The 23,927-nt window shown below is 67.7% G+C and carries 17 protein-coding genes; 5 read left to right on the top strand and 12 right to left on the bottom strand.

Annotation, left to right across the window (positions count from 1 at the left end):
* Positions 1 to 58: 58 nt before the first annotated feature.
* From AC1DKN_RS15505 to AC1DKN_RS15485, 5 genes are all read right to left on the bottom strand, one after another.
* Complete coding sequence (locus AC1DKN_RS15505) at positions 59 to 877, bottom strand: DeoR/GlpR family DNA-binding transcription regulator (RefSeq protein WP_079550600.1); 819 nt, start codon at positions 875 to 877, stop codon at positions 59 to 61.
* 9 nt (positions 878 to 886) lie between these two features.
* Positions 887 to 3,007, bottom strand: a complete 2,121-nt coding sequence (locus AC1DKN_RS15500) for a beta-galactosidase (protein ID WP_476871776.1) — start codon at positions 3,005 to 3,007, stop codon at positions 887 to 889.
* Between the two features lie 2 nt (positions 3,008 to 3,009).
* Positions 3,010 to 3,978: a carbohydrate ABC transporter permease gene (locus tag AC1DKN_RS15495; protein WP_476871775.1), complete on the bottom strand. Its 969-nt coding sequence runs from the start codon at positions 3,976 to 3,978 to the stop codon at positions 3,010 to 3,012.
* A complete protein-coding gene (locus AC1DKN_RS15490) occupies positions 3,975 to 4,925 on the bottom strand; it encodes a carbohydrate ABC transporter permease (RefSeq protein ID WP_476871774.1) in 951 nt (316 codons plus the stop codon). Before AC1DKN_RS15490 ends, AC1DKN_RS15495 begins: the two co-directional genes overlap by 4 nt.
* 100 nt (positions 4,926 to 5,025) lie before the next feature.
* Positions 5,026 to 6,342: an ABC transporter substrate-binding protein gene (locus AC1DKN_RS15485; protein WP_476871773.1), complete on the bottom strand. Its 1,317-nt coding sequence runs from the start codon at positions 6,340 to 6,342 to the stop codon at positions 5,026 to 5,028.
* Between the two features lie 239 nt (positions 6,343 to 6,581).
* Between AC1DKN_RS15485 and AC1DKN_RS15480 the strand changes: the two genes are divergently transcribed.
* Positions 6,582 to 7,913 (top strand): hypothetical protein, encoded by a 1,332-nt coding sequence (locus AC1DKN_RS15480; protein WP_476871772.1) that lies wholly within the window; start codon positions 6,582 to 6,584, stop codon positions 7,911 to 7,913.
* A 189-nt stretch (positions 7,914 to 8,102) separates the two neighbouring features.
* Positions 8,103 to 10,730, top strand: coding sequence for a trehalase-like domain-containing protein (locus AC1DKN_RS15475; RefSeq protein WP_476871771.1), 2,628 nt, complete (start codon positions 8,103 to 8,105; stop codon positions 10,728 to 10,730).
* A 30-nt stretch (positions 10,731 to 10,760) separates the two neighbouring features.
* Here the strand turns inward: AC1DKN_RS15475 and AC1DKN_RS15470 are convergent, their stop codons facing one another.
* The 5 genes from AC1DKN_RS15470 to AC1DKN_RS15450 form a co-directional block, all read right to left on the bottom strand.
* The gene (locus AC1DKN_RS15470) at positions 10,761 to 11,903 is read right to left on the bottom strand and encodes a GmrSD restriction endonuclease domain-containing protein (RefSeq protein ID WP_476871770.1); all 1,143 of its coding nucleotides are present in this window, start codon (positions 11,901 to 11,903) and stop codon (positions 10,761 to 10,763) included.
* A 151-nt stretch (positions 11,904 to 12,054) separates the two neighbouring features.
* Positions 12,055 to 13,185 carry an FAD-dependent oxidoreductase gene (locus tag AC1DKN_RS15465; protein ID WP_476871769.1) on the bottom strand — a complete coding sequence of 377 codons (1,131 nt, stop codon included), beginning with the start codon at positions 13,183 to 13,185 and terminating at the stop codon, positions 12,055 to 12,057.
* 67 nt (positions 13,186 to 13,252) lie between these two features.
* Positions 13,253 to 14,179 carry an AEC family transporter gene (locus AC1DKN_RS15460; protein ID WP_018774009.1) on the bottom strand — a complete coding sequence of 309 codons (927 nt, stop codon included), beginning with the start codon at positions 14,177 to 14,179 and terminating at the stop codon, positions 13,253 to 13,255.
* Positions 14,180 to 14,285: 106 nt separating this feature from the next.
* A complete protein-coding gene (gene panD / locus AC1DKN_RS15455) occupies positions 14,286 to 14,714 on the bottom strand; it encodes an aspartate 1-decarboxylase (protein WP_028275366.1) in 429 nt (142 codons plus the stop codon).
* A gap of 92 nt (positions 14,715 to 14,806) precedes the next feature.
* Positions 14,807 to 15,757 (bottom strand): LysR family transcriptional regulator, encoded by a 951-nt coding sequence (locus AC1DKN_RS15450; protein ID WP_476850779.1) that lies wholly within the window; start codon positions 15,755 to 15,757, stop codon positions 14,807 to 14,809.
* A 142-nt stretch (positions 15,758 to 15,899) separates the two neighbouring features.
* Between AC1DKN_RS15450 and AC1DKN_RS15445 the strand changes: the two genes are divergently transcribed.
* From AC1DKN_RS15445 to AC1DKN_RS15435, 3 genes are all read left to right on the top strand, one after another.
* Positions 15,900 to 17,363, top strand: a complete 1,464-nt coding sequence (locus AC1DKN_RS15445; RefSeq protein ID WP_476860367.1) for an amino acid permease — start codon at positions 15,900 to 15,902, stop codon at positions 17,361 to 17,363.
* Positions 17,364 to 17,468: 105 nt separating this feature from the next.
* A complete protein-coding gene (locus AC1DKN_RS15440) occupies positions 17,469 to 18,425 on the top strand; it encodes an IS481 family transposase (RefSeq protein ID WP_476871768.1) in 957 nt (318 codons plus the stop codon).
* A 267-nt stretch (positions 18,426 to 18,692) separates the two neighbouring features.
* On the top strand, positions 18,693 to 22,247 hold the full coding sequence (locus tag AC1DKN_RS15435; protein WP_476871767.1) for a bifunctional proline dehydrogenase/L-glutamate gamma-semialdehyde dehydrogenase: 3,555 nt from the start codon (positions 18,693 to 18,695) through the stop codon (positions 22,245 to 22,247).
* 132 nt (positions 22,248 to 22,379) lie between these two features.
* Here the strand turns inward: AC1DKN_RS15435 and AC1DKN_RS15430 are convergent, their stop codons facing one another.
* Both AC1DKN_RS15430 and AC1DKN_RS15425 read right to left on the bottom strand, forming a co-directional pair.
* Positions 22,380 to 22,658: a hypothetical protein gene (locus AC1DKN_RS15430; RefSeq protein WP_476871766.1), complete on the bottom strand. Its 279-nt coding sequence runs from the start codon at positions 22,656 to 22,658 to the stop codon at positions 22,380 to 22,382.
* A gap of 357 nt (positions 22,659 to 23,015) precedes the next feature.
* Positions 23,016 to 23,870: a LysR substrate-binding domain-containing protein gene (locus tag AC1DKN_RS15425; protein ID WP_079550633.1), complete on the bottom strand. Its 855-nt coding sequence runs from the start codon at positions 23,868 to 23,870 to the stop codon at positions 23,016 to 23,018.
* Positions 23,871 to 23,927: the final 57 nt, after the last annotated feature.

Here is a 23,927-nt window from a genome sequence, read left to right as displayed (position 1 = left end):
TCCGGGTTGTTCACGGCAGCTCCAGGCGTAGTGGTTTGGGTGGGCGGGGGCCGAGCGGTCAGCCTGTGGCTGCTGCGGGGCTGGCTGCGCTGATGCTCCGGGCGTCGCCGGTATGGGCCAGGCGGAGCCGGCCGACGCGCTCGCCGAGGATGCGCCGGGCCTCGCTGCCCAGAAGGTCATCGCTGATGAGTTCGTCAGCGTCCTCCAGGCCGGCGATCGTGCTGATGCCGAGGGTGCCCCACTTGGTGTGGTCCGCCAGCACCACCACCCGCCGGGCCGCGGTGACGAAGGCCCGGTCGGTTTCGGCCTCGAGCACGTTGGGGGTGGTGAAGCCGGCGTCGGCGTCGACACCGTGGACGCCGAGGAACAATACGTCCAGGTGCAGCTGTTTGAGCGAGGATGTGGCCAGCGGGCCGACGAGGGCGTCCGAGGGTGTGCGCTCGCCGCCGGTCAGGATCACGGTGGACGGGGAGGCGCTCTGGTGGAAGACGTCCGCGATCCGCACCGAGTTGGTGACCACCGTGATCCGCGGGCCGGCGGACAGCAGCTGGGCCAGCGCCCACGTGGTGGTGCCGGCGCTGAGCCCCACCGCCATGCCCTCGCGCACCTGCGCGGCCGCCTCCTGCGCAATCGCCATCTTCTCGTCCTTGAGCTGGGTCACCTTCAGCTCGAAGCCTGGCTCGTGGGTGCCGGCGCCGCCGGGCAACTTGGCCCCGCCGTGGATCTTCTCCACGGCGCCCGCCGCGTCCAGGGCCTCGATGTCCCGCCGCACGGTCATCAGCGAGACGCCGAGCATCTTGGCGAGGTCCGCGACACGGACGATCCGTTCACGCTGGACCTCCGCGAGGATGGCGGAATGGCGGGCTGCGGCTAGCATGTGGAGTCCTTACAGGTTTGAGTGGCTTGACTGGTTTGAGTGGCTGGCGGAGGTGCCGACCAATCGGGCGGCAGCCGAACGGACGACGGCGGCACCGCCGGCTGGGAGGCCGAGCCCGCCGTCGAGTTCGGCGCCGGTGAGCAGGTCCACGCCTTCCAGCGGCAGCCGGACGTCGTGGGCGCCGTGGTTGATGCAGAACGTCCAGTCCGTCCCGTCCTTGCTGCGCCGGACCACTTCGACGTCGGCCGGCAGGTCCGGGACGAGCGGCTGCACCCTGGCATCGGCGCAGACGACGGCGAGCAGTTCGCCCAGGCCCTCCGGCGCGAGTGACGTGGCGACATAGTAGGAGCGGCCGCTTCCGGCACGGTTACGGGTCACGGCGGGAGAACCGGCGGCCGGTCCCTCTTCCACGGCCGCGAGGACCTCGGCGGTGGTGGCATGCCCCAATTCGTTCCAGCAGCTACCCGCCCCGAAGCTGCTGAGCCGGATGCTTTCGCCGCCGCGCAGCGGGAAAAACTCTTCCATCTTCACGCCCAGCAGTCCGCTGAACGCGCCGGGGTAGCTGCCAAGCCTGATGTGGTCATTTTCGTCCACGATACCGGAGAAATAGGTCACCACGAGGTGGCCGCCGGAGCGCACGTACGCGTCCAGATTCGCGGCCCCGGCATCGCTCACGAGGTACTGCATCGGCGCGACGACGAGCCGGTAGCCGGATAGGTCATCGGTGCCCTGGCGGAAGTCGGTGGGGATGCCGGCGCGGTAGAAGGCATCGTGCCAGCGCCGGGTTTCGGCGATGTTGGAGGCGTCCACGCTCGGGTGCGAGTCCAGTTCCGAGGCCCAGCGGGCGTCAGTGTCGTGGAGGATCGCGACGTCCACCCGGCCGGACGCGCCCGTAACCACCGAGCCGCTGACTTCGGCCAGGCTCCGCAGCGCCTGGCCCAGCTGGACCACTTCGCGCCAAACCTTCGTGTCCGTGCCGGCGTGCGGCAGCAGCCCGGAATGGAACTTTTCGGCGCCGGCCCGCGAGGCCCGCCACTGGAAGAAGAGCGCACCGTCGGCGCCGCGGGCAACATGCTGCAGGGAGTTGCGCAGCATCTCGCCGGGCGCTTTGGCGATGTTGCGCGGCTGCCAGTTCACGGCAGAGGTCGAATGCTCCATGAGCAGCCACGGCTTGCCCTTGGCCCAGCCGCGGGTGAGGTCTGCGGTTGCCGCCAGTTCCTGGAAGTTCCGCGGATCCTCGGCAATCAGGTAGTGGTCGTTGGAGACCACATCCATCTCCTCGGACCAGCGCCAGTAGTCCACGGGCTGGTGCAAGCCCATGTTGAACCCCATGAAGTTGGTGGTCACGGGATGTCCCGAGTGCGTGCGGATGATCGCGGCCTCGGCCTTGTAGCATTCGAGCAGCTCATCGGAGGAGTAGCGGGCGAAGTCCAGCTGCTGGGTCGGGTTCACCCAGGTCCCGGAGGTGCGCGGCGGCAGGATCTGCTCCCAGGCCGAGTAGCGCTGGGACCAGAAGGCGGTGCCCCACGCGGCATTGAGGGCCTCCAGGCTGCCGTACCGGCGTTCGAGCCAGCGCCGGAAACCCGCGGCGGCACCGTCCGAGAAATCAGGCTGGTTGTGGCAGCCGTACTCGTTGTGGACATGCCACATCACGACGGCGGGGTGGTCCTTGTACCGGGTGGCGATCTGCTCGGTCAGGGCCGCGGCGGCCCGGCGGTATTCGGCACTCGACGCCGCGAAGGCCTGCCGGGAACCGTAGCTGTGCCGCACGCCGTCGGCGGTCACGGGCAGGGAGTCGGGGTACTTGTGGCTGAACCAGGGCGGCGGCGACGCCGTGGCGTTCGCCAGGTCCACCCGGATGCCGTTGGCGTGCAGCAGGTCCAGGACCCGGTCCAGCCAGCCGAACTCGTAGACGCCCTCGGACGGCTCAAGCAGGGACCAGCTGAAGATGCCCACGCTGACCAGGTTGACGCCGGCCTCGCGCATCAGCCGGACGTCCTCGTCCCAGGTCTCCTCGGGCCACTGTTCCGGGTTGTAGTCTCCGCCGAATGCCAGCATCGGGGAGCCTTCGGAGCCGAGGCGGGCGGTGATGTAGTCCATGGCGTTGTTGTGGTTGGAGCTGTTGTCCACGTTTATCCTTTGCTGGAGCCGAGGGTCAGGCCCGCCACGAAGTGGCGCTGCAGGAGCAGGTAGATGATCAGGGCCGGAACGGCCGTGATCATGGCGCCGGCGGCGATCAGGTTGTAGTTGGAGAGGAACTGGCCCTGGAGGTTGTTGATCGCGGTGGTGACCGGAAGCCGGTCTCCGCTTTGGATGAAGAGCAGGGGCCAGAAGAAGTCGTTGTAAATGAAGATCACCTCGAGCGTGCCCATGGCGGCCAGGGCCGGGCGGCACAGCGGCAGGATGATGTCCCAGTACTGGCGCCAGACGCCGGCACCGTCAACCAGGGCCGCCTCGGTCAGCTCGGGGGACAGGGCCTTCATGTAGTTCGAGAGGACGAACGTCACGAAGCCGATCTGGAAGGCGGTGTCCACGGCGATCACGCTGATGTAGGTGTTGAGCAGGTTCCCGGAATCGCTGACGGCGTAGGGAAGCTCGAAGTGCTTGAACATTTCAAAGAGCGGCGCCGCGAGCACCTGCGGCGGCAGCAGGTTTCCGGCGGTGAACATGATCAGCAGGGTGATGTTGAACTTCCAGCTCACCCGGCTCACGGCGAACGCCATCATGGAGGCGAAGAAGAGGATCAGGAACACCGAGGGGACCGTGATGAGCACGGAGTTCCAGAACAGCTGGGAAAAGCCGCCCTGTGTCCAGGCCTGGGCGAAGTTGTCGAAGTTGAAGGCGCCGCCGGTGCTGAAGTAGCCGTATTTGTCGGTGTCGGCTTTGGGCCGCAGGGCAGTGAAAATGGCCCAGGCCAGGGGTACGAGCCAGATCGCCGCCATGACGATGAGGAAGACGTGGGTGCCGTAGTGCTTCTTGCCCTGCTTGTTGTTGGCCGGCCTGCCGGGGCGGGGGCCGGTCTTGCCTGGGCCGGAGCTGCGCTGCCGGGCGTCTGCCGGGCTGCCGGCCGCGGCGGCATCGGTTGGATGGGCGATGCTCATGCCTCTTTGTCCTTTCCGAATGCGCGGGAGAGGTAAAACGTGATGGGGATCAGCGAGATGACGAGCAGGATGACGGCCAGCGCCGAGCCGATGCCGATCACCTGCCCTTCGCCCACCAGGTTCTGGATGACCAGGGCGCTGATCAGTTCCAGCCCGTTGGTGCCGCGGTTGATCACGTAGACGATGTCGAACGCCCGGAGGGATTCGATGACGGTGATGACGATGATGATGACGTTCACCGGGCGCATGGCAGGGAAGATGACTTGGAAGAAGGTCTGGACCGCGTTGGCGCCGTCGATCTGGGCCGCCTCGCGCAGGGTCGGATCCACGCCCTTGAGCCCGGCCAAGTACAGGATCATGACGTAGCCGGCGTGCCGCCAGGTGGCGGCGAAGAGGGCTGCCCAGATGTTGACACCGGAATCCCCGAACCAGTCGACGGCTTGGGGCGTGCCGGCGGTGCCAAGCAGGAAGTTCAGGAGGCCGCTGTCCCGGTTGTAGAACAGCTGCCAGATGATCCCGATCAGGGCCAGGGAGAGCATCACCGGGGCGAAGAAGATGCTCTGGTAGATCCGCGTGCCGCGGATGTTCTGGTCCAGGAGCACGGCCAGGAGCAGCCCCAGCGGGGTGGCGACGAGTGCCAGGAACGCCAGCCACAGCACGTTGTGCTGCATGGCCGGCCAAAACGGCGGGTAATCCTGGGCGATGAACTGGTAGTTCTCGACGCCGGCGGGCTTGATGTCGGTCAGCTCCAGCCCGTTCCAGCGGGTGAAGGACAGTCCGACCGACATGAGGGTGGGGATCCAGACCAGTACGAGCTGGATCAGCGTGGGGATGCCCACCATCAAGCCGAGCACCACTTTGTCGCGGCCGGACAGCCGCCGAACCCGCCGCGCGGGGGCTGCGGCTGCTTTGCGCCCCCGCGCCGACGGGTTGGTAGAGACACTCATGGAGATTCCTTGCCTTGTGAAATTCAGAGCGAAATGCAGAGGGAAATGCAGAAGAAAGAGCCGTGCTGACCGCGCGGTCACCCGCGCGGTCGGCACGCCGCTACTGGGCGGCGTACAGGGACTTGGCCTGGGCTTCCAGGTTCTTCACATCGACGTTGCCGTCCTTGATGAACGACTGAAGCGCCGGGATCATCACGTTGTTGGCCATGGCGGGCAGGGCATCGCGGTCGAAAAACTGGCTGATGTTCTTGGCGCCGCTGATGGCCTCGGCCAGCTTCTTGTTCAGCGGAGTGAACTTGGAGGTATCGGCGCCCTTGGCGGTGGCGATGTTGGACGAGTCGACCGAGGCGTACACATCCTGTCCTTCCGGGGTGCCGACGTAGGCCAGGAAGTCCCGGGCGGCCTGGTTCTGGCCGCCCTTCTTGGAGAGCAGCAGGCCGTCGATGGGTGCCTCGATGGCATCCTGGCCTTCCACCGCGACCTCGGGGAACGGGAAGAAGTCGATGTCGTCGGCGATTGTCTTGTCCGTGAACTGCTGGGTGAGGAAGGAGCCGAGCAGGTACATGCCGGATTTCTTGTCCGCGAGGGACTTCGCCGAGTCCTGCCAGGTCATGCCCAGCGCGTTCGGGTTCTGGAACGGGAGCAGGGCCTTCCAGGTGTCGAAGACGTCGCTGACCTTCTTCTGGTCCCAGCTTTCCCGGTGCGCGGTGAGGTCCATGTGGAACTGGTAGCCGTTCAGGCGCATGTTCAGGTAGTCGAACGTGCCCATGGCGGGCCAGCCGTCCTTGTCCGCGAATTCAATCGGGATCAGGCCGTCGGCCTTCATCTTGGTGGCGAGGGCCTTCAGCTCATCGAACGTCGTGGGGACGGTGTACCCCTTTTCCGTCCAGAGGCTCTTGCGGTAGAAGAAGCCCCAGGGGTAGTTGTAGTTCGGGATCAGGTACATCTTGCCGTCGGCTCCGGTCGAGGCCTTTTTTAGGGCATCGGAGTAATTTCCGCCGACCTTTTCCCAGACGTCATCGATCGGGGCGAGCAGCCCCTTGCCGGCGTAGTACTGCATGCGGTACCCGGCGAACCAGGTGAACGAATCGTCGGGGCTGCCCTGGAGGTAGGTGTTGATCTTGTTCTGGAAGTCGTTGTGCGCCACCACGTTGGTGGTGACCGCGATGCCGGACTTCTTCTGGAAAGCGTCGGTCACCGCCTTGTAGGCAGCCTTGGGGACCTCGTCGGAGGACCCGGAACCGAACGTGGCCGTCTTGGCGCCGCCGCTGGCAGGTGCGCTGCCGCCCGTGCAGGCCGAGAGCAGGGGAATGCCGGCCATCGCGACTGCTCCGGCGCCGAAGGTCTTCAGCAGCGTCCTCCGGTCCCACCCGCCTCGGCTGGAGGCCCGGAGCAGTGCGTCTTCATGCATGGTCATAATTTCTCCTTTGAAATAACGCGGGTGGAGTGAAGCAGCTCACATCATTAGCTATCATAATCGCACAATAAGGAACGTCAAGTAGCAAAAAAGAACATTTTGACGCGCATGGCCGGACCCGTCCGTTGACTTAGGGCGGGACCGCTCTTAGCGTTAAGCCCCTCAGGGTGCCGATGTGGTCCGCCGGTTGGCGGTGGCGCCCGGAACCGCGGATACATGGCGAAAACCCAGGTGCACCCATGAAGATCAAGTCCACAGCCGCCGCCACGCTGCTCGTCCTGCTGTTCCTGGGAGGATTGCTCGGCGGCCCGTCCGCGTCCGCGCCGGCGTCGTCCGAGGGCACCACGTATTACGTGAGCGCCGACGGCAGTGACGCCAACGGCGGGACGTCGCCGCAGTCAGCCTGGGCGACGCTCGACAAGGTCAATGCCACTGCGCTTCGGCCCGGGGATTCGGTCAGCTTTCGCCGCGGAGACATCTTCTCCGGCGGCCTTGTGGTCGGCCAGAGCGGCACCAGCCGGCTCAAGGTCACGCTGAATGCCTATGGAAGCGGCGATCCGCCCGTCGTTACGGGCGGACTGGCAGGAACGTGCGTCAAGCTCGACGGCGACTACATCGCCGTTGACGGCCTGCGGGCGGAGTCGTGCGGCTATGCGGGCTTCAGCATCTACGGCGACCACGGCTCCGTGCGGAACTCCGCCGCCAGGAACAATGCCGCGGGCATCAAAGTGAGCGAGGGCTCCGACTTCGGCACCTATACCAACAACACGCTTGCCGACAACAACATCATGAACGTCAATACGCCGGGGGAGCTGTGCGGCACCGCCACGGCCCTGAAGTGCGATGACGACTCGGGCGCCTTTGGCTTCCTGATCAACGGCAGCGACAACGAGTTCGCCGGCAACACCGTCACCGGCTCCACCGCATTGTCCTACGACTTTGGCCACGACGGCAGCGCGTTCGAAATATTCAACGGCAACCGGAACAGGATCCACCACAACGTGGCCGTGGATAACAACGTCTTCTCCGAACTGGGGCGCGGGAAGGGCGGAACTGCCGACGGCAACACGTACAGCTACAACCTGGTCCGGTCCACCTGCGGCCCCAACTGCTCCCAGGCCATGGGGCTGATCGCGCGCGGCAGGACGTCCTCCTTCGGCCCGACCAACGGCACCACGTTCGAATACAACACCGTGTGGCTGGACGGCGCGGACTCCCAGGCTCTGGTCTGCCACGCGTCGTGCCCGGCCTCCACCGTCGTCAGGGGAAACATCCTGGTGGCCGCCCGCAACGCGCTGTGGATGGACGGCGCCGGCTGGACCGAGCGGGAAAACGTCCTCAACGGCCCCACGAACATCATTCCCGATGCCACCTCCACTACCGAGCCGGCCGACTTTGTCAACGCACCCGCCGATCTCCACCTCTCCGGCGCGAGCCCGGCCATTGACCGGGCCGGGGTCAGCCCCTTCCCCCTGGATCTGGACGGGCGGCCGGCCAACCAGAAGGGCGACTGCCAGGGCGGCGGCGCGGCCGATGCGGGGACCTACGAATACAGGCCAGCCGGCTGCTGAAACGCAACGGCCCGGCGGCGCAGCAAGGAACCAGCACTGGTGCCAGGGTGTCCGGGCGGCCCGGCGGATGTTACACAGTCGCAACTGCCGGGACACCCATGCGAAATCGTCCCGGGGTCATACTTGAAGTGCGTCCTCCCGGGGACGATTCGCATGCAGGCATTGGGGACTACTCGAAGGACCGCGCCGATGCCCACACCGCTCAACCAGGCCCTGGCCGACTCTGCGCTTCTCACCAAATCCCTCCCGCTGGGCCTGCTCCGCGCTTTCGTGCAGACCAACGCGGCCGACGACGGGCTCACGCCGCAACTGCTGGCTGAGCTCAAGATCCTGGCCCGCACTCCTGGGCTGCTCGTGGCCTGCAACTACGGCGGCACGCTGTGCGCGGCAGAAGGCATTTCCACCGAGACCCTGCCGCTGGGCAGCGCGGCGATCGCGTTGAGGGCCCTGGCAGCCCTCCCGAACACGCACGCGGCTGTCATCTCCGGGCGGTCGCTGCGGGATCTGGCCGCCGTCTCACGGCTCCCCGCGGAGGTACACCTGGTCGGCTCGCACGGCGCGGAGTTCGACATGGGCTACGCCCACGGGCTGTCCCTCGCCACCGAATCAGTGCTGCAGCAGGCCAGCCAGGCACTCGCCGAAACCGTTGGCGCCTACCGGGGCATCAGCATTGAGCGCAAGCCGGTCGCCGTATCGGTGCACACCCGCCCGGCCGGCCCGGACATCGTCGCACTGGCCACCTCGAAGGCGGAGGAGATCGCCCGGGCGCACGGGCTGCATTTCGTCGTGGACGGCTCGGTGCTGGATCTCTCCGTGGTGGAACCGTCCAAGGCCTCCGCGCTGGAGCACCTGCGCTCCATGCTCGGCGTGAGTGCCGCCCTCTACGCAGGCGACGCCTCCAGCGATGAGCTGGCCATGGCGACGCTGCGCGGGCCGGACATGGCGCTGCGCGTGGGGGAGGGGCCCAGCGTGGCAGCCCACACGCTCCGGGACCCGGAGTCGTTCGCCCGCGTCCTGGCGATCCTGTTCGAACTGCGGCGGGCGTGGCTGTTCGGCGAGGACGCCGTGGGGCTGGAGCGGCACTCCATGATCGGCAACGGCTCGTCCACCGCCCTGATCACCCCGGACGCGAAGATCTGCTGGATGAGCCACCCGCTGCCGGACAGCGGGTCGCTGTTTGCCCATCTGCTCGGCGGCGATGCGGCGGGGCACTTCTCCGTGGAACCGGCGAAGGCCTCGCAGGTCCTGGGCCAGCGCTACGTGGACAGCACCATGATCGTCGAAACCCGCTGGGCCGACGTCACCGTGACGGACTACCTGGAGCCGGCCCCGGACGGCATCACCAGCCTGGTCCGGGTGCTGTCCGGCACCGGCACGGCCCGGGTCGTCTTCGCCCCGCGGCCGGACTACGCGAATGCCCCGTTCAGCATGGAGGCGCGCGGAACTGAACTGCACGTCGTGGGAACCGCGGATCCGATCATTCTCCGGGCTCCCGGCGTGGCCTTTGCCATCACCTCCGACGGCCGGCACGCCACGGCCACGGGCGACGTCGATCTGCGGGACGGACCGGTGGTCCTCAACCTGCGCTGCGGCGACACGGAACCTCAGCCCGCGATGCCGGATGATGAGACCGGGCGCCGCGCCGCCGTCGCCCATCACTCCCGGCGCTGGGTCAACGAACTGCAACTGCCCGGCGTGAAGCCGTCGCTGGTCCGTCGGTCCGCGCTGGTGCTCCGGGCGCTGGTCCATGAACCCACCGGCGCTGTGCTGGCCGCGCCCACCACCTCACTGCCGGAGGGAATCGGCGGCACCCGCAACTGGGACTACCGGTACTGCTGGCTGCGGGACGGGTCCATGACCGTCAACGCGCTCGTGGACCTGGGCTCCACGGCCGAGGCCGAGGGATTCCTGGCGTGGCTGGGCCGGATCCTGGCCCACGCCCCGGGTCCGGAGTGGCTCCATCCGCTCTACTCCGTGACCGGGGCGCCGCTGTCCACCGAGGCCATCATCGAGAGCCTGCCCGGCTACGCGGGATCCCGCCCGGTGCGGATCGGGAACGCCGCCGACCACCAGGTGCAGCTGGACGTGTTCGGCCCGATCGCCGAGCTGATCCACGCCCTCAGCGCCCGCCAGGGCATGCTCTCCGACGAGCACTGGGACCTGCTGGTCCAGATGGCCGCCGCCGTGCTGGCCCGCTGGCACGAGGCCGACCATGGCATCTGGGAGGCCAGGCGGGCGCCGCGGCACCATGTCTACACGAAGGTGATGTGCTGGGTGGCGCTCGACCGGGCGCTGCGCACGGCCGTCCGGCATGGCCGGGAACCGCTGCCGGCCTGGGAGCCCACGGCGGCGACGATCCGGGAGGAAGTCCTGCGCGAGGGCTGGGACGAGTCGGCGTCCTCCTACACCGTGGCGTACGACAGCCCGGACCTGGACGCAGCCGTGCTGCACATCGGTCTCTCCGGCCTGCTGGACGTCAACGACCCCCGGTTCCTGGCCACCGTCACGGCGGTGGAGCGGGAACTGCGGGTGGGGCCCACCGTATTCCGCTACAGGTACGACGACGGACTGCCGGGCCTGGAGGCCGGCTTCCACATCTGCACCACCTGGCTGATCGAGGCCTACATCGCCGTGGGCCGGATCGAGGAGGCCTGGGACCTCTTTGACCAGCTGGTGAACCTGTTCGGTCCCACGGGGCTGCTGCCCGAGGAATACGACCCCGGCACGGAAACCCACCTGGGCAACCATCCCCAGGCGTATTCGCACCTGGGCTTCATCCGCTGCGCCCGGCTCCTGCACGAGCACCAGAAGAACTGACCACCCGGCCCGGGGACGGGCCGGCCGCCGCTATTCGCAGCCGACGCCGTCCCCGTCCCGGTCCAGCCTGCGGCTGTACCCCGGCTGGCCGACGCGGATGGGCGCCGCGCCGGCCGCACGGACCGCGGCACAGTTCGCGTACGCCACGCCGGCCGCCGGTGCCGGTGCCGGCGCGGGCGCGGGTGCTGGCGCGGGTGCTGCTTGGGCCGGAGCGGCTGCCGGCTGGGTGGCGGGGGCCAGGGCGTTCGGGCAGTTCGACAGGACCCGGGCCATGGCGTCGTGCTCGGCCTGGGTCACCCAGAGCCCATAGCTGGATTTCACCGAAATCTGGCGGGCGACGTAGTTGCAGCGGTAGGACTTGTTCGGCGGCAGCCAGGTGGCGGCGTCGCCGTCGCTCTTGCTCTGGTTGGCCGGGCCGTCCACCGCCAGCAGGTTCAGGGGATCGTTGGCGAAGGCCAGCCGCCGTGCCGGGCTGAGCTGTTGCGCGCCCTTCTGCCAGGCGTCGCTGAGGGCCACGACGTGGTCGATCTGGACGGCGGTGCTGGTGGCATTGCCGCGCAGGAAGTGGATGGCGACGGCCGTGTAGGGGTCGGCCAGGACGCCGGAGAGCACCACGCAGTCCCGCGTCCCGGGCCGGAGCGCGACAGAAGTAAGGTCGCGGCGGAGCACGTCGTTGCGGGTATCGCAGCCGTTGTGATCAACGTCGGACCAGGCCGGCCCGAACTGGTCGCGGGAATAGCCCGTCTTGGGGGCGCGGCCCTTGACGGGCAGCGTGGCCAGTACCGCGAGGGCCTTGCCCGCCAATGCCGGCTGCCGGGGCGCGGCGGCCGCAACATCGGCGCCGGCAACTTCGATGCCTGAAGCTTCGGCACTGGGAACTTCGGCACGGGGAACTTCGACACCGGGGGTGGCGTCCGGATCCAGCGGAGCGCTGTCCGTGCCGGCCGACGCAGTGGCGGGGGTAGCCGTGACGACGGGGAGGACGCCGGTTCCGGCGGCCGGGGGAACAGTACCCGGGCCGGAGCACGCTGACGTCGCCACCAGCAACAGGCCCGCCACCCCACGCGCGATCCAGTCGACCGCACCGATCCTCGGGCTGCGGGCACTCATTCCTTGGGCGCCGCTGGACTGGATGTCGCTGGACTGGATGCTGCCTGATCGCGTGCTGAGCAATTTTCCCCCACCTCATGCTGGCGCGCCGGGTATCCGGGCGCATAAGACCGGCCCCAGCCTACCGGTCCACACAGCAACGCGGGGTCACATCACGCCCATGCCGGGCCCCACCATGGGCGCTATGTGACCCCGCGTTGGCTCTCCGACGGCGTCAGCGGACCCCGGGGCGGGAGGCCGAGAAGACAGCCGGCGCTCCGCCGTCGCCGGTCGCGAGGTCGGCCAGGATCCTGCCCACGACCGGCGTGAACTTGAAGCCGTGCCCGGAGAAGCCGGCGCCGATGACAACCGGCCCGATCCGGTCCAGGACAAAGTTCTCATCAACGGTGGTCGTGTAGGTGCAGCTGATGTCGGTGAGGGAGTCGGCGTCGACCCCGGGCAGCCAGTCCCGGGCGTAGCGCTGCAGGGCCGCCCGCTGCTCGGGCTCCGGCGCGAAGCTCCGCCGGTCCGGGTCCACCACCGGGCCCACCCCGTGCCATCCGGCCTTGATCCCCTCGCCCGGTGTTTGCATGCCGTAGACCGGCGAACGCCAGTACGCGTACGCGTCCCCGTGGCCGGGCATGTGGTTGAACCCTGGCCACTGGGCGCCCTCATCGGTGATGGCGAAGTGTGCGGGTTGTTCCTGCGTGACCGTCAGCCGGGGCAGGGGCGCGACCCCGGCGAGCAGTTTCGTGGTCCAGCCGCCGGCGGTGACCACTGCCTGCCTTGCGGTGAGCACCTCGGTGCGGCCGCCGGCCTCGAGCGTGAGCCGGACGCCGTCGTCGAGGACATTCAACTCGAGGACCTTCACATGATGGCGGATCCCGGCGCCGAGCCCGGCGGCGAGCCGCTGCAGCGCCGGCAGTGCGGCGTCCGGGTTCAACTGGCCGCCATCCGCCATGTGCAGCACTCGCGTATCGAAACGGATGCCCCGCCAGCGCTCGGAGGCTTCCCCGGCGGAGAGGAACTCCGCCCGGAGCCCCGCGGCAAGCAGCGCGTTCCGGATCTCGGGCAACCGCGGATCGGGGCCGTGGTTTACGACGCCGGTGCGCGCCAGCAGCCGCTCGCCGGCGTCCGCTTCGAGCTCGCGCCACAGCCTGGCCGCCTCTGCCAGCATGGCGACATAGTCCGGATCCGCGTAGCCGGGGTTGAAGTTCCGGGTTGTGCCGTGGGAGGCGCCGTTGCGGTGGCCGGGACCGAACTGCTCCAGCAGGGTCACCTCCCGGCCGCGCCGGGCCAGCGCCCACGCGGCGGCCGAGCCCATCGCGCCGCCGCCGATGACCACAGTGTCCAGGGTTGTTTTCAAGGGTCCTCCTCCGGGTTTGGTGCCGGTCCGCCGATCCCGTGCAGCCGGGCCCGGCTGCCCGGCGAGGTCAGGCCAGCAGCAGGGCCACGCCGATCATGGCGGGCACAGCTACCACCGTAGTGATCAGCACGGTGTCCCGGGCTACCGTTACGCCGGTGCGGTAACGGCTGGCCGCGACAAACACGTTTTGGGCGGTGGGCAGGGCGGCCGTGACGACGGCGGCAAAGAGCGCCTGTTCCTGCATGCCGAGGACAAAATGGGCAAACAGGTAGGCCACCAGCGGGTGGACAACGAGCTTGAAGAAGCTCGCCAGCAGGGCGTCCAGCCGGCGTCCGGCGGCCGCCTGCAGCGGCTTGGAACCGTTCAGGCTCATGCCGAAGGCGATCAGCATGGCCGGGATCGCGGCCCCCCCAATCAAGTGAATGGGCTCCAGGATCAGCGGCGGCACCGTCCAGCCGGTTGCGGCCACCAGGAGCCCGAGTCCGGTGCCCACGATCATTGGGTTGCGCAGGATCATGAGCACGAAACTCAGGGGCGTAGTGCGGTGCGAGCTGGTGGTGGCGTCTAACGCCATGAGGAACAACGGGGTGAAGAAAGCCAGCTGGAAGATCAGCAGGGGTGCCACATAACTGGCATCACCGAGCACGAAGACGGCTATGGGAATGCCGAGGTTGGCCGAGTTGGCCAGCGACGAGCTCATGGAGGAAATGAGGGCTTCCGGCAGGGACCGCTTGAGCGCGAAGCGCACAATGCCAAAGAACAGGACCGCCGTGGTCACCGCCCCGACTGCCGTCACGAGCAGCGGCGCGGCAAAGACGTCGTGGAGTTTCGCCTTGCTGAGGGTCTCGAACAGCAGGGCGGGGCTGGCCACAAAAAACGTCAGGGCGCTCAGGACGGGGCGGGCGTTCTCGCCCAGGATATTGCGCCGGCCCACGAACATGCCGACCAGGATGATGGCCCAGACGACAAAGAATCCCGCCAGTACCCCTAGCACGCGGTTCTCCGCAGCGGGGCGGGTGAGCGGCGGGTGATGGTCACCCGTCCAGAGTAATCAGCTTTATTCCGCGGGCTGTCCTATTACGCCCGACGGCGCGCTGCCGCTAGTTGAGCGCGGCGTTGTTCAGCGAGTGCGGCGGACGCATGAGCCCGGGTGTCATGCCCTCGGCGGGGTCGTTGCCGATCTGGACAATCTTGTTGTCCTGGTCAACGTGGACCACCTTGGGGTTGTACGCCTTGGCCTCTTCCGTGGTCATCTGGGCGTAGGTGATGAGGATGACGATGTCGTTCTCATGCATCAGGTGGGCGGCGGCGCCGTTGATGCCGATCACGCCGGAACCGCGCTCGCCGGCAATCGTGTATGTCTCGAGCCGGGCGCCGTTGGTGACATCGACAATCGCCACGAGCTCCCCGGGCAGGATGTCGGCCGCCTCCAGCAGATCCAGGTCCACGGTGACGGATCCGACATAGTGCAGGTCCGCGTGCGTGACCGTCGCGCGGTGGATCTTGGATTTGAATATTGTGCGATTCATAACGACATCAGTCTAACGCGGGGCCACCGCCCGCGCTGTGGCCCACTGCACATGCCGCGGGCCGTTACGCGCGCGGTTCCACATGCCGGACGTCACGCGGGCCGGTCCGCGGGGGCCGGACCGAGGACGCCCGCGGCCGCCGCCGGCACGATGGATGCCGCCGTCACCGCCAGGATTTCCCGGGCCGCCAGCAGTGCGGGCCGCCTGGCGCTCGAGCGCCGCACCGAGGTGAACACCGTACGGTGCGGATCCCCGGGCAGGTCCAGGAGTTGCGCGCTGGTGCCGCGGCCGGTCCACACGAGGTCGGGCATCAGGGCCACCGCATTTCCGGATTCGATCAGCCGGATCTGGGCCTGCAGGTCGGCGGTTTCAAAGCGGACGTCGGGCTCAAACCCGGCGCTCCGGCAGGCCTGCTCGGCCCAGTGCCGGGAGGCCGCTCCGCGGGGTTCCATCACCCAGGCCAGCCCTGCGGTATCGGCCAGCGTCCTGATGGGACCGCGGTCCGGCGAGGGGGGCGGAACGGCGAGCCGGATGGCGTCGCGGGTCAGGGCCACGCGGTCCAGTTCGGCGTAGTGCGGGGCGGCATGGCCCGGGTACTGCTCGGCGATCACGAGGTCGAAGTCGCGGGCCCACGTCTCGTGCAGGGCCGTCTCCGGTTCCCGCTGGGTCATTTCGACGCGGACTTCCGGGTAGCTGGCGGTCATTCTGGTCAGGGTGTCCGGCATGAGCGCCAGCGCGGCAGACTGGAACACCGCAATCCGCACGGTGCCGGTGACCGTGGTCAGCGACGCGGCCAGGTCCGCCTCCGCCTGCTCGAGGGTCTCCAGGAGCTGGGAGGTGTGGGCCACCAGGACTTCGGCCTGCGGGGTCAGCTGCACCCGGCGCCCGGTCTTGCGGAGGAGCTCCACCCCGGCCTCCTTCTCAAGGAGGGCCAGTTGTTGCGAGACTGACGACGGGCTGTACTGAAGCGCTTCGGCCACTTCGGCCAAAGTGCCCCGAATCTTCAGTTCGCGCAACAGTCGCAAACGCCGGACGTCGAGCATCTCTATTCCTTTGTGAATCCTGACGGTTATTCATTAAGAGAATTCACTTTATCTAATGCAACCGGGCTTGCATACTGTTCTCACTCGATAAGCCCCATCACAGGGTGGAGTGATGGGCACCGCACCTAAGCAGGAGGCCCTCATGGCTACACGGGATTTGTCACAGTCGATCATGCGGCGCAAGCCCATCGACGACATCGAGGAAGAAAACAAACACAGCGGTCTGCACAGGAGCCTGGGGCTCTGGCAGTTGACGGCCATCGGCGTCGGCGGCATTATCGGCGTCGGCATCTTCTCCCTGGCGGGCCTTGTGGCCCACGGCAGCGAGTCCGAGCCCGGAGTCGGACCGGCCGTGCTCATCTCCTTCCTGATCGCCGGTCTGGCATCCGCCGCCGCAGCGCTGTCCTACGCGGAGTTCGCAGGAATGATCCCGCGGGCGGGCTCGGCCTACACCTACGGCTACGTTGCCCTCGGCGAGATCATCGGCTGGTTCATCGGGTGGGACCTGCTGCTGGAGTACATCGCCATCGTCGCCGTGGTGGCCATCGGTATTTCCGGCTATTTCGACGCGTTCCTCTCCGGTATCGGCATCCATATGCCCGCCTGGATGACCGCGACGCCGGATGAAGGCACCGGCGGCATCATCAACCTTCCCGCGATCCTCGTCTGCCTGCTCGTGACCTGGATCCTCTCCCGCGGCACCAAGACCTTCGGCCGCTTCGAACTGATCGCCGTCGGCATCAAGGTGCTGCTGATCCTGTTCATCATCGGCTTGGGCATTTTCTACGTGAACACCAACAACTACAACCCGTTCTTCCCCAGCGGTTTCGGTCCAGTGGTGGCCGGCTCCGCTACGGTGTTCTTCGCGGTGTTCGGCTACGACGCCATGAGTACCGCGGCGGAGGAGGCCACCGACGGCAAGAAGCACATGCCCAAGGCGATCATCCTCTCGCTGGTCATCGCCATGCTGCTCTATGCCGCCGCCACCCTGGTGCTCACCGGCATGCAGAACTTCACGGAGATCGACCCCAAGGCCGGCTTCGCCTCCGCCTTCAACAGCGTTGGCCTTCCGGTGATCGCGACGATCATCTCCGTGTTCGCCGTTCTGTCCATCCTCACCGTGATGCTGACCTTCCTCCTCGGCGTCACCCGTGTCTGGTTCTCGATGAGCCGCGACGGCCTGCTGCCCGGCTGGTTCTCGAAGACGGACCGGAACGGCACGCCCCAGCGCGTGACCTGGATCGCCGGCGTCGGGGCCGCAATCCTGGCCGGCATCCTCCCGATCAAGGCCGTCGCGGACCTGACCAACATCGGCATCCTGGCCGCGTTCGTCGTCGTCTGTGTGTCGGTGATCGTGTTCCGCTACAAGAAGCCCGACGCCCCGCGGACGTTCCGGCTGCCGCTGATGCCCGTGGTTCCGGCGTTCGGCGTGTTTGCCTCGCTCTTCCTGATGTTCCAGCTGCACTGGGAGACCTGGCTGCGGTTCGTCGTCTGGCTCATCGTCGGCCTGATCATCTACTTCACGTACGGCCGCAGGCACTCGCTGATGAACCCTGACAGCCCGCGGCACGAGGAGATCGTGGAGATGCACCGCCCCCTGACCTAGCTGTACTGAGCCGGGACGTTGTTGACACCCGGGGCTTGAAAACGAGGAGGACCTCCGGGCTAAGTGGAGCTGTCTAGTTCACACACTTTGCGCTCGGAGGTCCTCGTGTCCCACGTTAATGCCCGGCTGACAGTTCATGGAAGACTCCTGATCGTGGACCGGGTGACCGCAGGCCGCCCGGTCGCTCATATCGCTGCGGAGCTGGGCGTGTCCCGGCAGACCGCGTACCGGTGGATCCGACGATTCCGCGCCGAGGGCGCGGCCGGTCTGCCCGACCGCTCAAGCCGGCCGAGGTCATCACCGGCCCGGACGAGCGCCGAACGTGAGCAGGCCGTCCTGGACGCCCGGCGGTCGTTACGATTCGGTCCGCTGCGGATCGCTGCGCTCACCGGCGTCCCGGCCCGCACGGTGTCCCGGGTCCTGCACCGGCACGGGGTTCCGCGGCTGGCAGACTGCGATCCGCTGACCGGCGCCCCGATCCGCGCGGCCAGGACAACGGCGAACCGGTACGAACGGGCACGGCCCGGGGAACTGGTCCATCTGGACGTCAAGAAGCTCGGACGCATCCCGGAAGGTGGCGGCTGGCGGGCCCACGGCCGCTCGGAGCAGGTCAATGGACGCGGAATTGGTTACGACTACGTCCACGTCGCGATCGATGACCACACCCGCATCGGCTACGCCGAGGTCCTCCCCGACGAGAAGGGCGCCACCGCAGCCGGGTTCCTCACCCGCGCCGCAGGCTACTTCGCCGGGCACGGCATCCACCGGATCGAACGCGTCATCACCGACAACGCCTTCGCCTACCGCAACTCCGCTGCGTTCCGTCAGGCCGTTACGGACCTCGGAGCCGTCCAGCGCTTCATCAAGCCCCACTGCCCCTGGACCAACGGCAAAGCCGAACGCTTCAACCGGACCCTGCAAACCGAATGGGCCTACCGGCAGATCTTCACCAGCAGCAACCACCGCCAAGCCGCACTTGCGCCCTGGCTCCAGCACTACAACACTGAACGCATCCACACCGGCATCGGAACCACACCCATTACCCGGGTGTCACCAACCTGATGGCCCAGTACACCTAGCCGCCCCACCCCCCCGTTGCGCTATCACTTCTGGCTCCCATTCCCGGCTCTTCCCGGGTTTTAAGGCCCGGAAGTGATAGCGCAACGGGTTTTTAAGCGGCAGGGGTGGTTCCCGAACGTTCGGGCGGGAACCGGAAGCATCGGTTTTTCTAACCGGTATTGCTCAGAAAACTTCGCTTTATCTTATGAAAATCCGGTCGCATACTGTTTCGTAAGAGGTCCACATTTTGAGAAAGAACGTGTTTCAGCCATGACCAACATCTCCACGGAGCCCGGCGCCACCACCGGAAACGCCGCAGGCAACGACGCCACGCACGCCGCCGTTTCGGAAGGCTCCACGGTCCTTGAGGCCGCAGCCCTCGCCGAGGACACCATCGCGCTGGTGCGCCGCTGGCTCACCGAGGCCGCAAAGGTGCCCGTCGACGCCTCGGCCGAGCAGCTCGCCGGGGTCCTGAAGGACCCCAACGGCCTGGACTTCACCGTCGGGTTCGTCGACGGCGTCGTCCGTCCCGAAGACCTGCAGGTCGCCGCCCGCAACCTCGCCGCACTGGCCCCCAAGGTCCCGGCCTTCCTGCCCTGGTACATGCGCAGCGCGGTCCGCCTCGGCGGCACCATGGCCCCGGTCCTGCCCCAGGTGGTCATCCCGGTTGCCCGCCGGGTGCTGCGTGAAATGGTCGGCCACCTCATTGTCGACGCCACCGACGCCAAGCTCGGCCCGGCCATCGCCAAGATCCGTAAAGACGGCATCAAGCTCAACGTCAACCTCCTCGGCGAGGCCGTGCTCGGCGAACACGAGGCCTCCCGCCGGCTCGAGGGCACGCACACCCTGCTGTCCCGGCCCGACGTCGACTACGTCTCGATCAAGGTCTCCTCCACGGTGGCCCCGCACTCCGCCTGGGCCTTCGACGAGGCCGTGGAGCATGTCGTAGAGAAGCTCACTCCGCTCTTCGCCCGCGCCGCCTCCTATGCGTCCACTGGCCAGAAGGCCAAGTTCATCAACCTGGACATGGAGGAATACAAGGACCTGGACATGACCATCGCGGTCTTCACCCGGATCCTGGACAAGCCCGAGTTCAAGAACCTGGAGGCCGGCATCGTGCTCCAGGCCTACCTCCCGGATGCCCTGTCCGCTATGATCCGCCTGCAGGACTGGGCCGCCGCCCGCCGCGCCGATGGCGGCGCCGCCATCAAGGTCCGCGTCGTCAAGGGCGCCAACCTGCCGATGGAGCAGGTCGAGGCCTCCCTGCATGACTGGCCGCTCGCCACCTGGGGCACCAAGCAGGACTCGGACACCAACTACAAGCGCGTCATCAACTACTCGCTGCACCCGGACCGGATCCGCAACATCCGGATCGGCGTCGCCGGCCACAACCTCTTCGACATCGCCTTCGCCTGGCTCCTGGCCAAGCAGCGCGGCATCGCGGATACCGCAGAGCAGAGCATCGAATTCGAGATGCTGCTCGGCATGGCCCAGGGTCAGGCCGAAGCCGTCAAGAAGGACGTCGGCTCCCTCCTGCTCTACACCCCCGTGGTCCACCCTGCCGAGTTCGACGTCGCGATCGCCTACCTGATCCGCCGCCTCGAAGAGGGCGCCAGCCAGGACAACTTCATGTCCGCCGTGTTCGAACTCAGTGAAAACGAAACGTTGTTTGAGCGCGAGAAGCAGCGCTTCCTCGCCTCGCTGGCCAAGCTCGACGACGAGGTCCCGGGCCCGAACCGGCTGCAGAACCGCGCCCTTCCGGCCGCGCCGCTGCCGCACGATTCGTTCGAGAACACTGCCGACACAGATCCGTCGCTGCCCGCGAACCGCGACTGGGGCCGCGCCATCCTGGGCCGCGTGACGACGTCGACACTGGGCAACTCCTCCGTCGAGGCCGCCACGATCAACGATGCCGCGACCCTGAATGCCGTGATCGAGACCGCCGTCGAGAAGGGCAAGGCCTGGGGTGCGCTCTCCGGCGCCGAGCGCGCCGAAATCCTGCACCGCGCCGGCGACGTCCTCGAGGCCCGCCGCGCGGACCTCCTCGAGGTCATGGCCTCCGAGACCGGCAAGACGATCGACCAGGGCGATCCGGAGATCAGCGAGGCGGTCGACTTCGCGCACTACTACGCCGAGTCCGCCCGCAAGCTCGACGACGTCGACGGCGCCACCTTCGTCCCGGCCAAGCTCACCGTTGTGACGCCGCCGTGGAACTTCCCGGTCGCCATCCCGGCCGGCTCCACCCTTGCGGCCCTCGCCGCCGGCTCCGCCGTCGTGGTCAAGCCCGCCAAGCAGGCCCGCCGCAGCGGCGCCGTCATGATCGAGGCCCTCTGGGAGGCCGGCGTTCCGCGCGACGTGCTCACCATGGTCCAGTTGGGCGAGCGGGAACTGGGCCAGCAGCTCATTTCCCACCCGGCCGTGGACCGCGTCATCCTGACCGGCGGCTACGAGACCGCCGAGCTGTTCCGCTCGTTCCGCAAGGACCTGCCCCTGCTGGCCGAGACCAGCGGCAAGAACGCCATCATCGTCACCCCGAGCGCGGACCTGGACCTCGCGGCCAAGGACGTCGCGTACTCCGCGTTCGGCCACGCCGGCCAGAAGTGCTCCGCCGCCTCGCTGGTGATCCTCGTCGGCTCCGTGGCGAAGTCGAAGCGTTTCCACAACCAGCTGATCGACGCCGTCACCTCGCTCAAGGTCGGCTACCCCCAGGACCCGGCGAGCCAGATGGGCCCGATCATCGAGCCCGCCAACGGCAAGCTCCTGAACGCCCTCACCACCCTCGGCGAGGGCGAGACCTGGGCCGTCGAGCCGCGGAAGCTCGATGATTCGGGCAAACTCTGGAGCCCTGGCGTGCGCTCCGGTGTCCGCCGCGGATCCTACTTCCACCTCACCGAGTTCTTCGGCCCGGTCCTGGGCGTTATGACCGCCGAGACCCTCGAGGAGGCCATCGCGATCCAGAACCAGATCGAATACGGCCTCACCGCGGGCCTGCACTCGCTGAACAGCGAGGAACTGGGGATCTGGCTGGACACCATCCAGGCCGGCAACCTCTACGTCAACCGCGGCATCACCGGCGCGATTGTCCAGCGCCAGCCCTTCGGCGGCTGGAAGAAATCCGCCGTCGGCGCCGGCACCAAGGCCGGCGGCCCGAACTACCTCGTCGGCCTCGGCGAATGGGTCAGCAAGCCCAGCACCGCCGCCGGCACCCCGGGCGCTGCTCCCGCCCAAGCCGGCGTCCGCCGGATCGAGGACGCCGCCAAGGGCTTCCTGACCGCCGACGAACTCGCGCCGCTGCAGCGCGCGCTCGCCTCCGACGCCCGCGCCTGGGCCGAAGAGTTCGGCACCGCGAAGGACGTCTCCGGCCTGAGTGCGGAACGCAACGTCTTCCGCTACCGTGCTCTGCCCGTCACGGTCCGCCTCGCGGAAGGCGAGCCGCTTGCCGGCCTCGTCCGGACCGTCGCCGCCGGCGTCCTGGCCGGGTCCGTCCTGACGGTCTCCGCCGCCGTCGAACTGCCCGCCCAGCTGCGCGCCGTCCTGTCCGGGCTTGGCATCGCCGCGACTGTTGAGAACGACGCCGAATGGCTCGCTTCCGCCGGCACCCTCGCCGCGGCGGGCAAGCTCTCCGGCGCCCGGATCCGGCTGATTGGCGGGGACGCCAAGGCGCTGGCCGAGGCCACGGGCGGACGCCCGGACCTGGCGGTGTATGTCCACCCCGTCACGGAAGCCGGACGCGTGGAACTGCTGCCGTTCCTGCATGAGCAGGCCATCAGCATCACGGCGCACCGCTTCGGCACGCCCAACCACATCTCGGACGCCCTGATCTAGCCCGGGGCTGCTAAAACCCCGGCTCGGGCGTGCTAAAACCCTGAAACCCAAAAAACACCGCCGCTGTGCAGGCGCCATAAGGTGCGGCACGGCGGCGGCGTTTAACGGCGAAGGCGCTAAGCAGAGCCGGGGCTAGCCGAAGTACCAGCCCGGCGGGACCCAGGAAGCGGGGACCGCGTGGGCGGAGAAATCGTCGCAGCCCGAGCAGAAGTAGGTGACCTCGCCGAGCTTGCTGACCGAGCCGTCCCGCCGGTGCGTTGCCGGGACGAAGGTCTCCAGGTAAATGAACTCGTCCGTGCCGCAGCGTTCGCAGTACGGGCTGGCCACATAATCGGACTCTGCGAGGGTAGCCGGGCGGATTCCCCGTTGGCCCGGGGTGGCCGCGTGCTGGGCCGCGGCTGAGTGCTGCATTCCGGCGGTCGAGTGGTGCATTGCCGCTGCGGGGTGGGCCGGCGCGGTTACCTGACGGGCGGACTTTGTCGCGTGGGCGGCGGGGGCGGGCAATCGGGGGTGATTAATGGCTGGCATCAATGGCGGCCTATCCCGAACGTTCCGACGCCAGCCACAGGCGCCAGCGACGGACAGCGTTCGTTTTTCGAATCGTTGTCGTGGGCCACTGCTTGACCTCGAACGGTGGATCTTAAGTAGTGTCAGGATAGATGAAGTACGTGCACCGTTCAATGGTCAAGTAAGTACTGCTCGGGTCCGGGTAGTCCGCCCCGTAGGTACCGTGACAGGATCAGCGCTGGCTGCGGGACCGCCCGCGCGTCAGGCCGGTCGCTTCAGGGTCCGGCCCACGATCGCCTGCGTCAGGGCATCGATCACCTCGGTATTGGCCAGCGGATTGCGGATGAGCGTGAAATCGACGTCGCCCACCGGCGGCAGATCGAAGCGGCGGGTGATGATTTTCAGATCCTCCGGCACCAGGGAGGAAGGCATTACCGCCACACCGATGCCGGCCCGGACGGCGGCCAGTACGCCGCTGATCTGGCGCGTGGTGCAGGTGATCCGCCAGGTGCGCCCGGTGGCCTCCAGGGCGTCGATCGCAAGCTTCCGGCTCAGGCTGGGGGAGGGGTAGGCGATCAGCGGGACAGGATCAGCCGGTTCCAGCACGGTCTGCTCCAGGCCGACCCAGGCGAAGGCGTCCTGCTGGACCACGGTTCCGTCCTTGGCCCCGGCCACCCATTTCACAAAGACCAGATCCAGTTGCCCGGCGTTCAGGCGCTTGTAGAGCTGGTCGCTTTGCCCGACCGTCAGCTCGAGGTTGATCTGGGGATAGATCTGCCGGAACTCCCGGAGGATGCGTGGCAGCCCGGTGATGGCGAGATCATCGGCCGTGCCGAAGCGCAGGCGGCCGCGCATGGCGGAGCCGGAGAAATAGCGGGCGGCGGAGTCGTGCGCGGCGAGGATGCTGCGGGCGAAGCCGGCCATGGCATCGCCGTTGTCGGTCAGGCGTACATCCCGGGTATCCCGGGCAATCAGCACCCGCTTGGCGGCGGTCTCCAGCTTGCGGACGTGCTGGCTGACGGTGGGTTGGGCCAGGCCGAGGCGCTCGGCGGCCTTGGTGAAACTCAAGGTTTCGGCCACGGCCAGGAACGAGCGGAGCTGGGCGGGTTCGAACATGGCGGTCTCCGGATCGGGTGCCGCATACCCTGCATTGCGTTTTGTAATGCGAGTTAT

It is taken from the genome of Arthrobacter sp. 01N444, from assembly GCF_056399305.1.
This window is presented reverse-complemented; position numbering and strand designations above follow the sequence as displayed.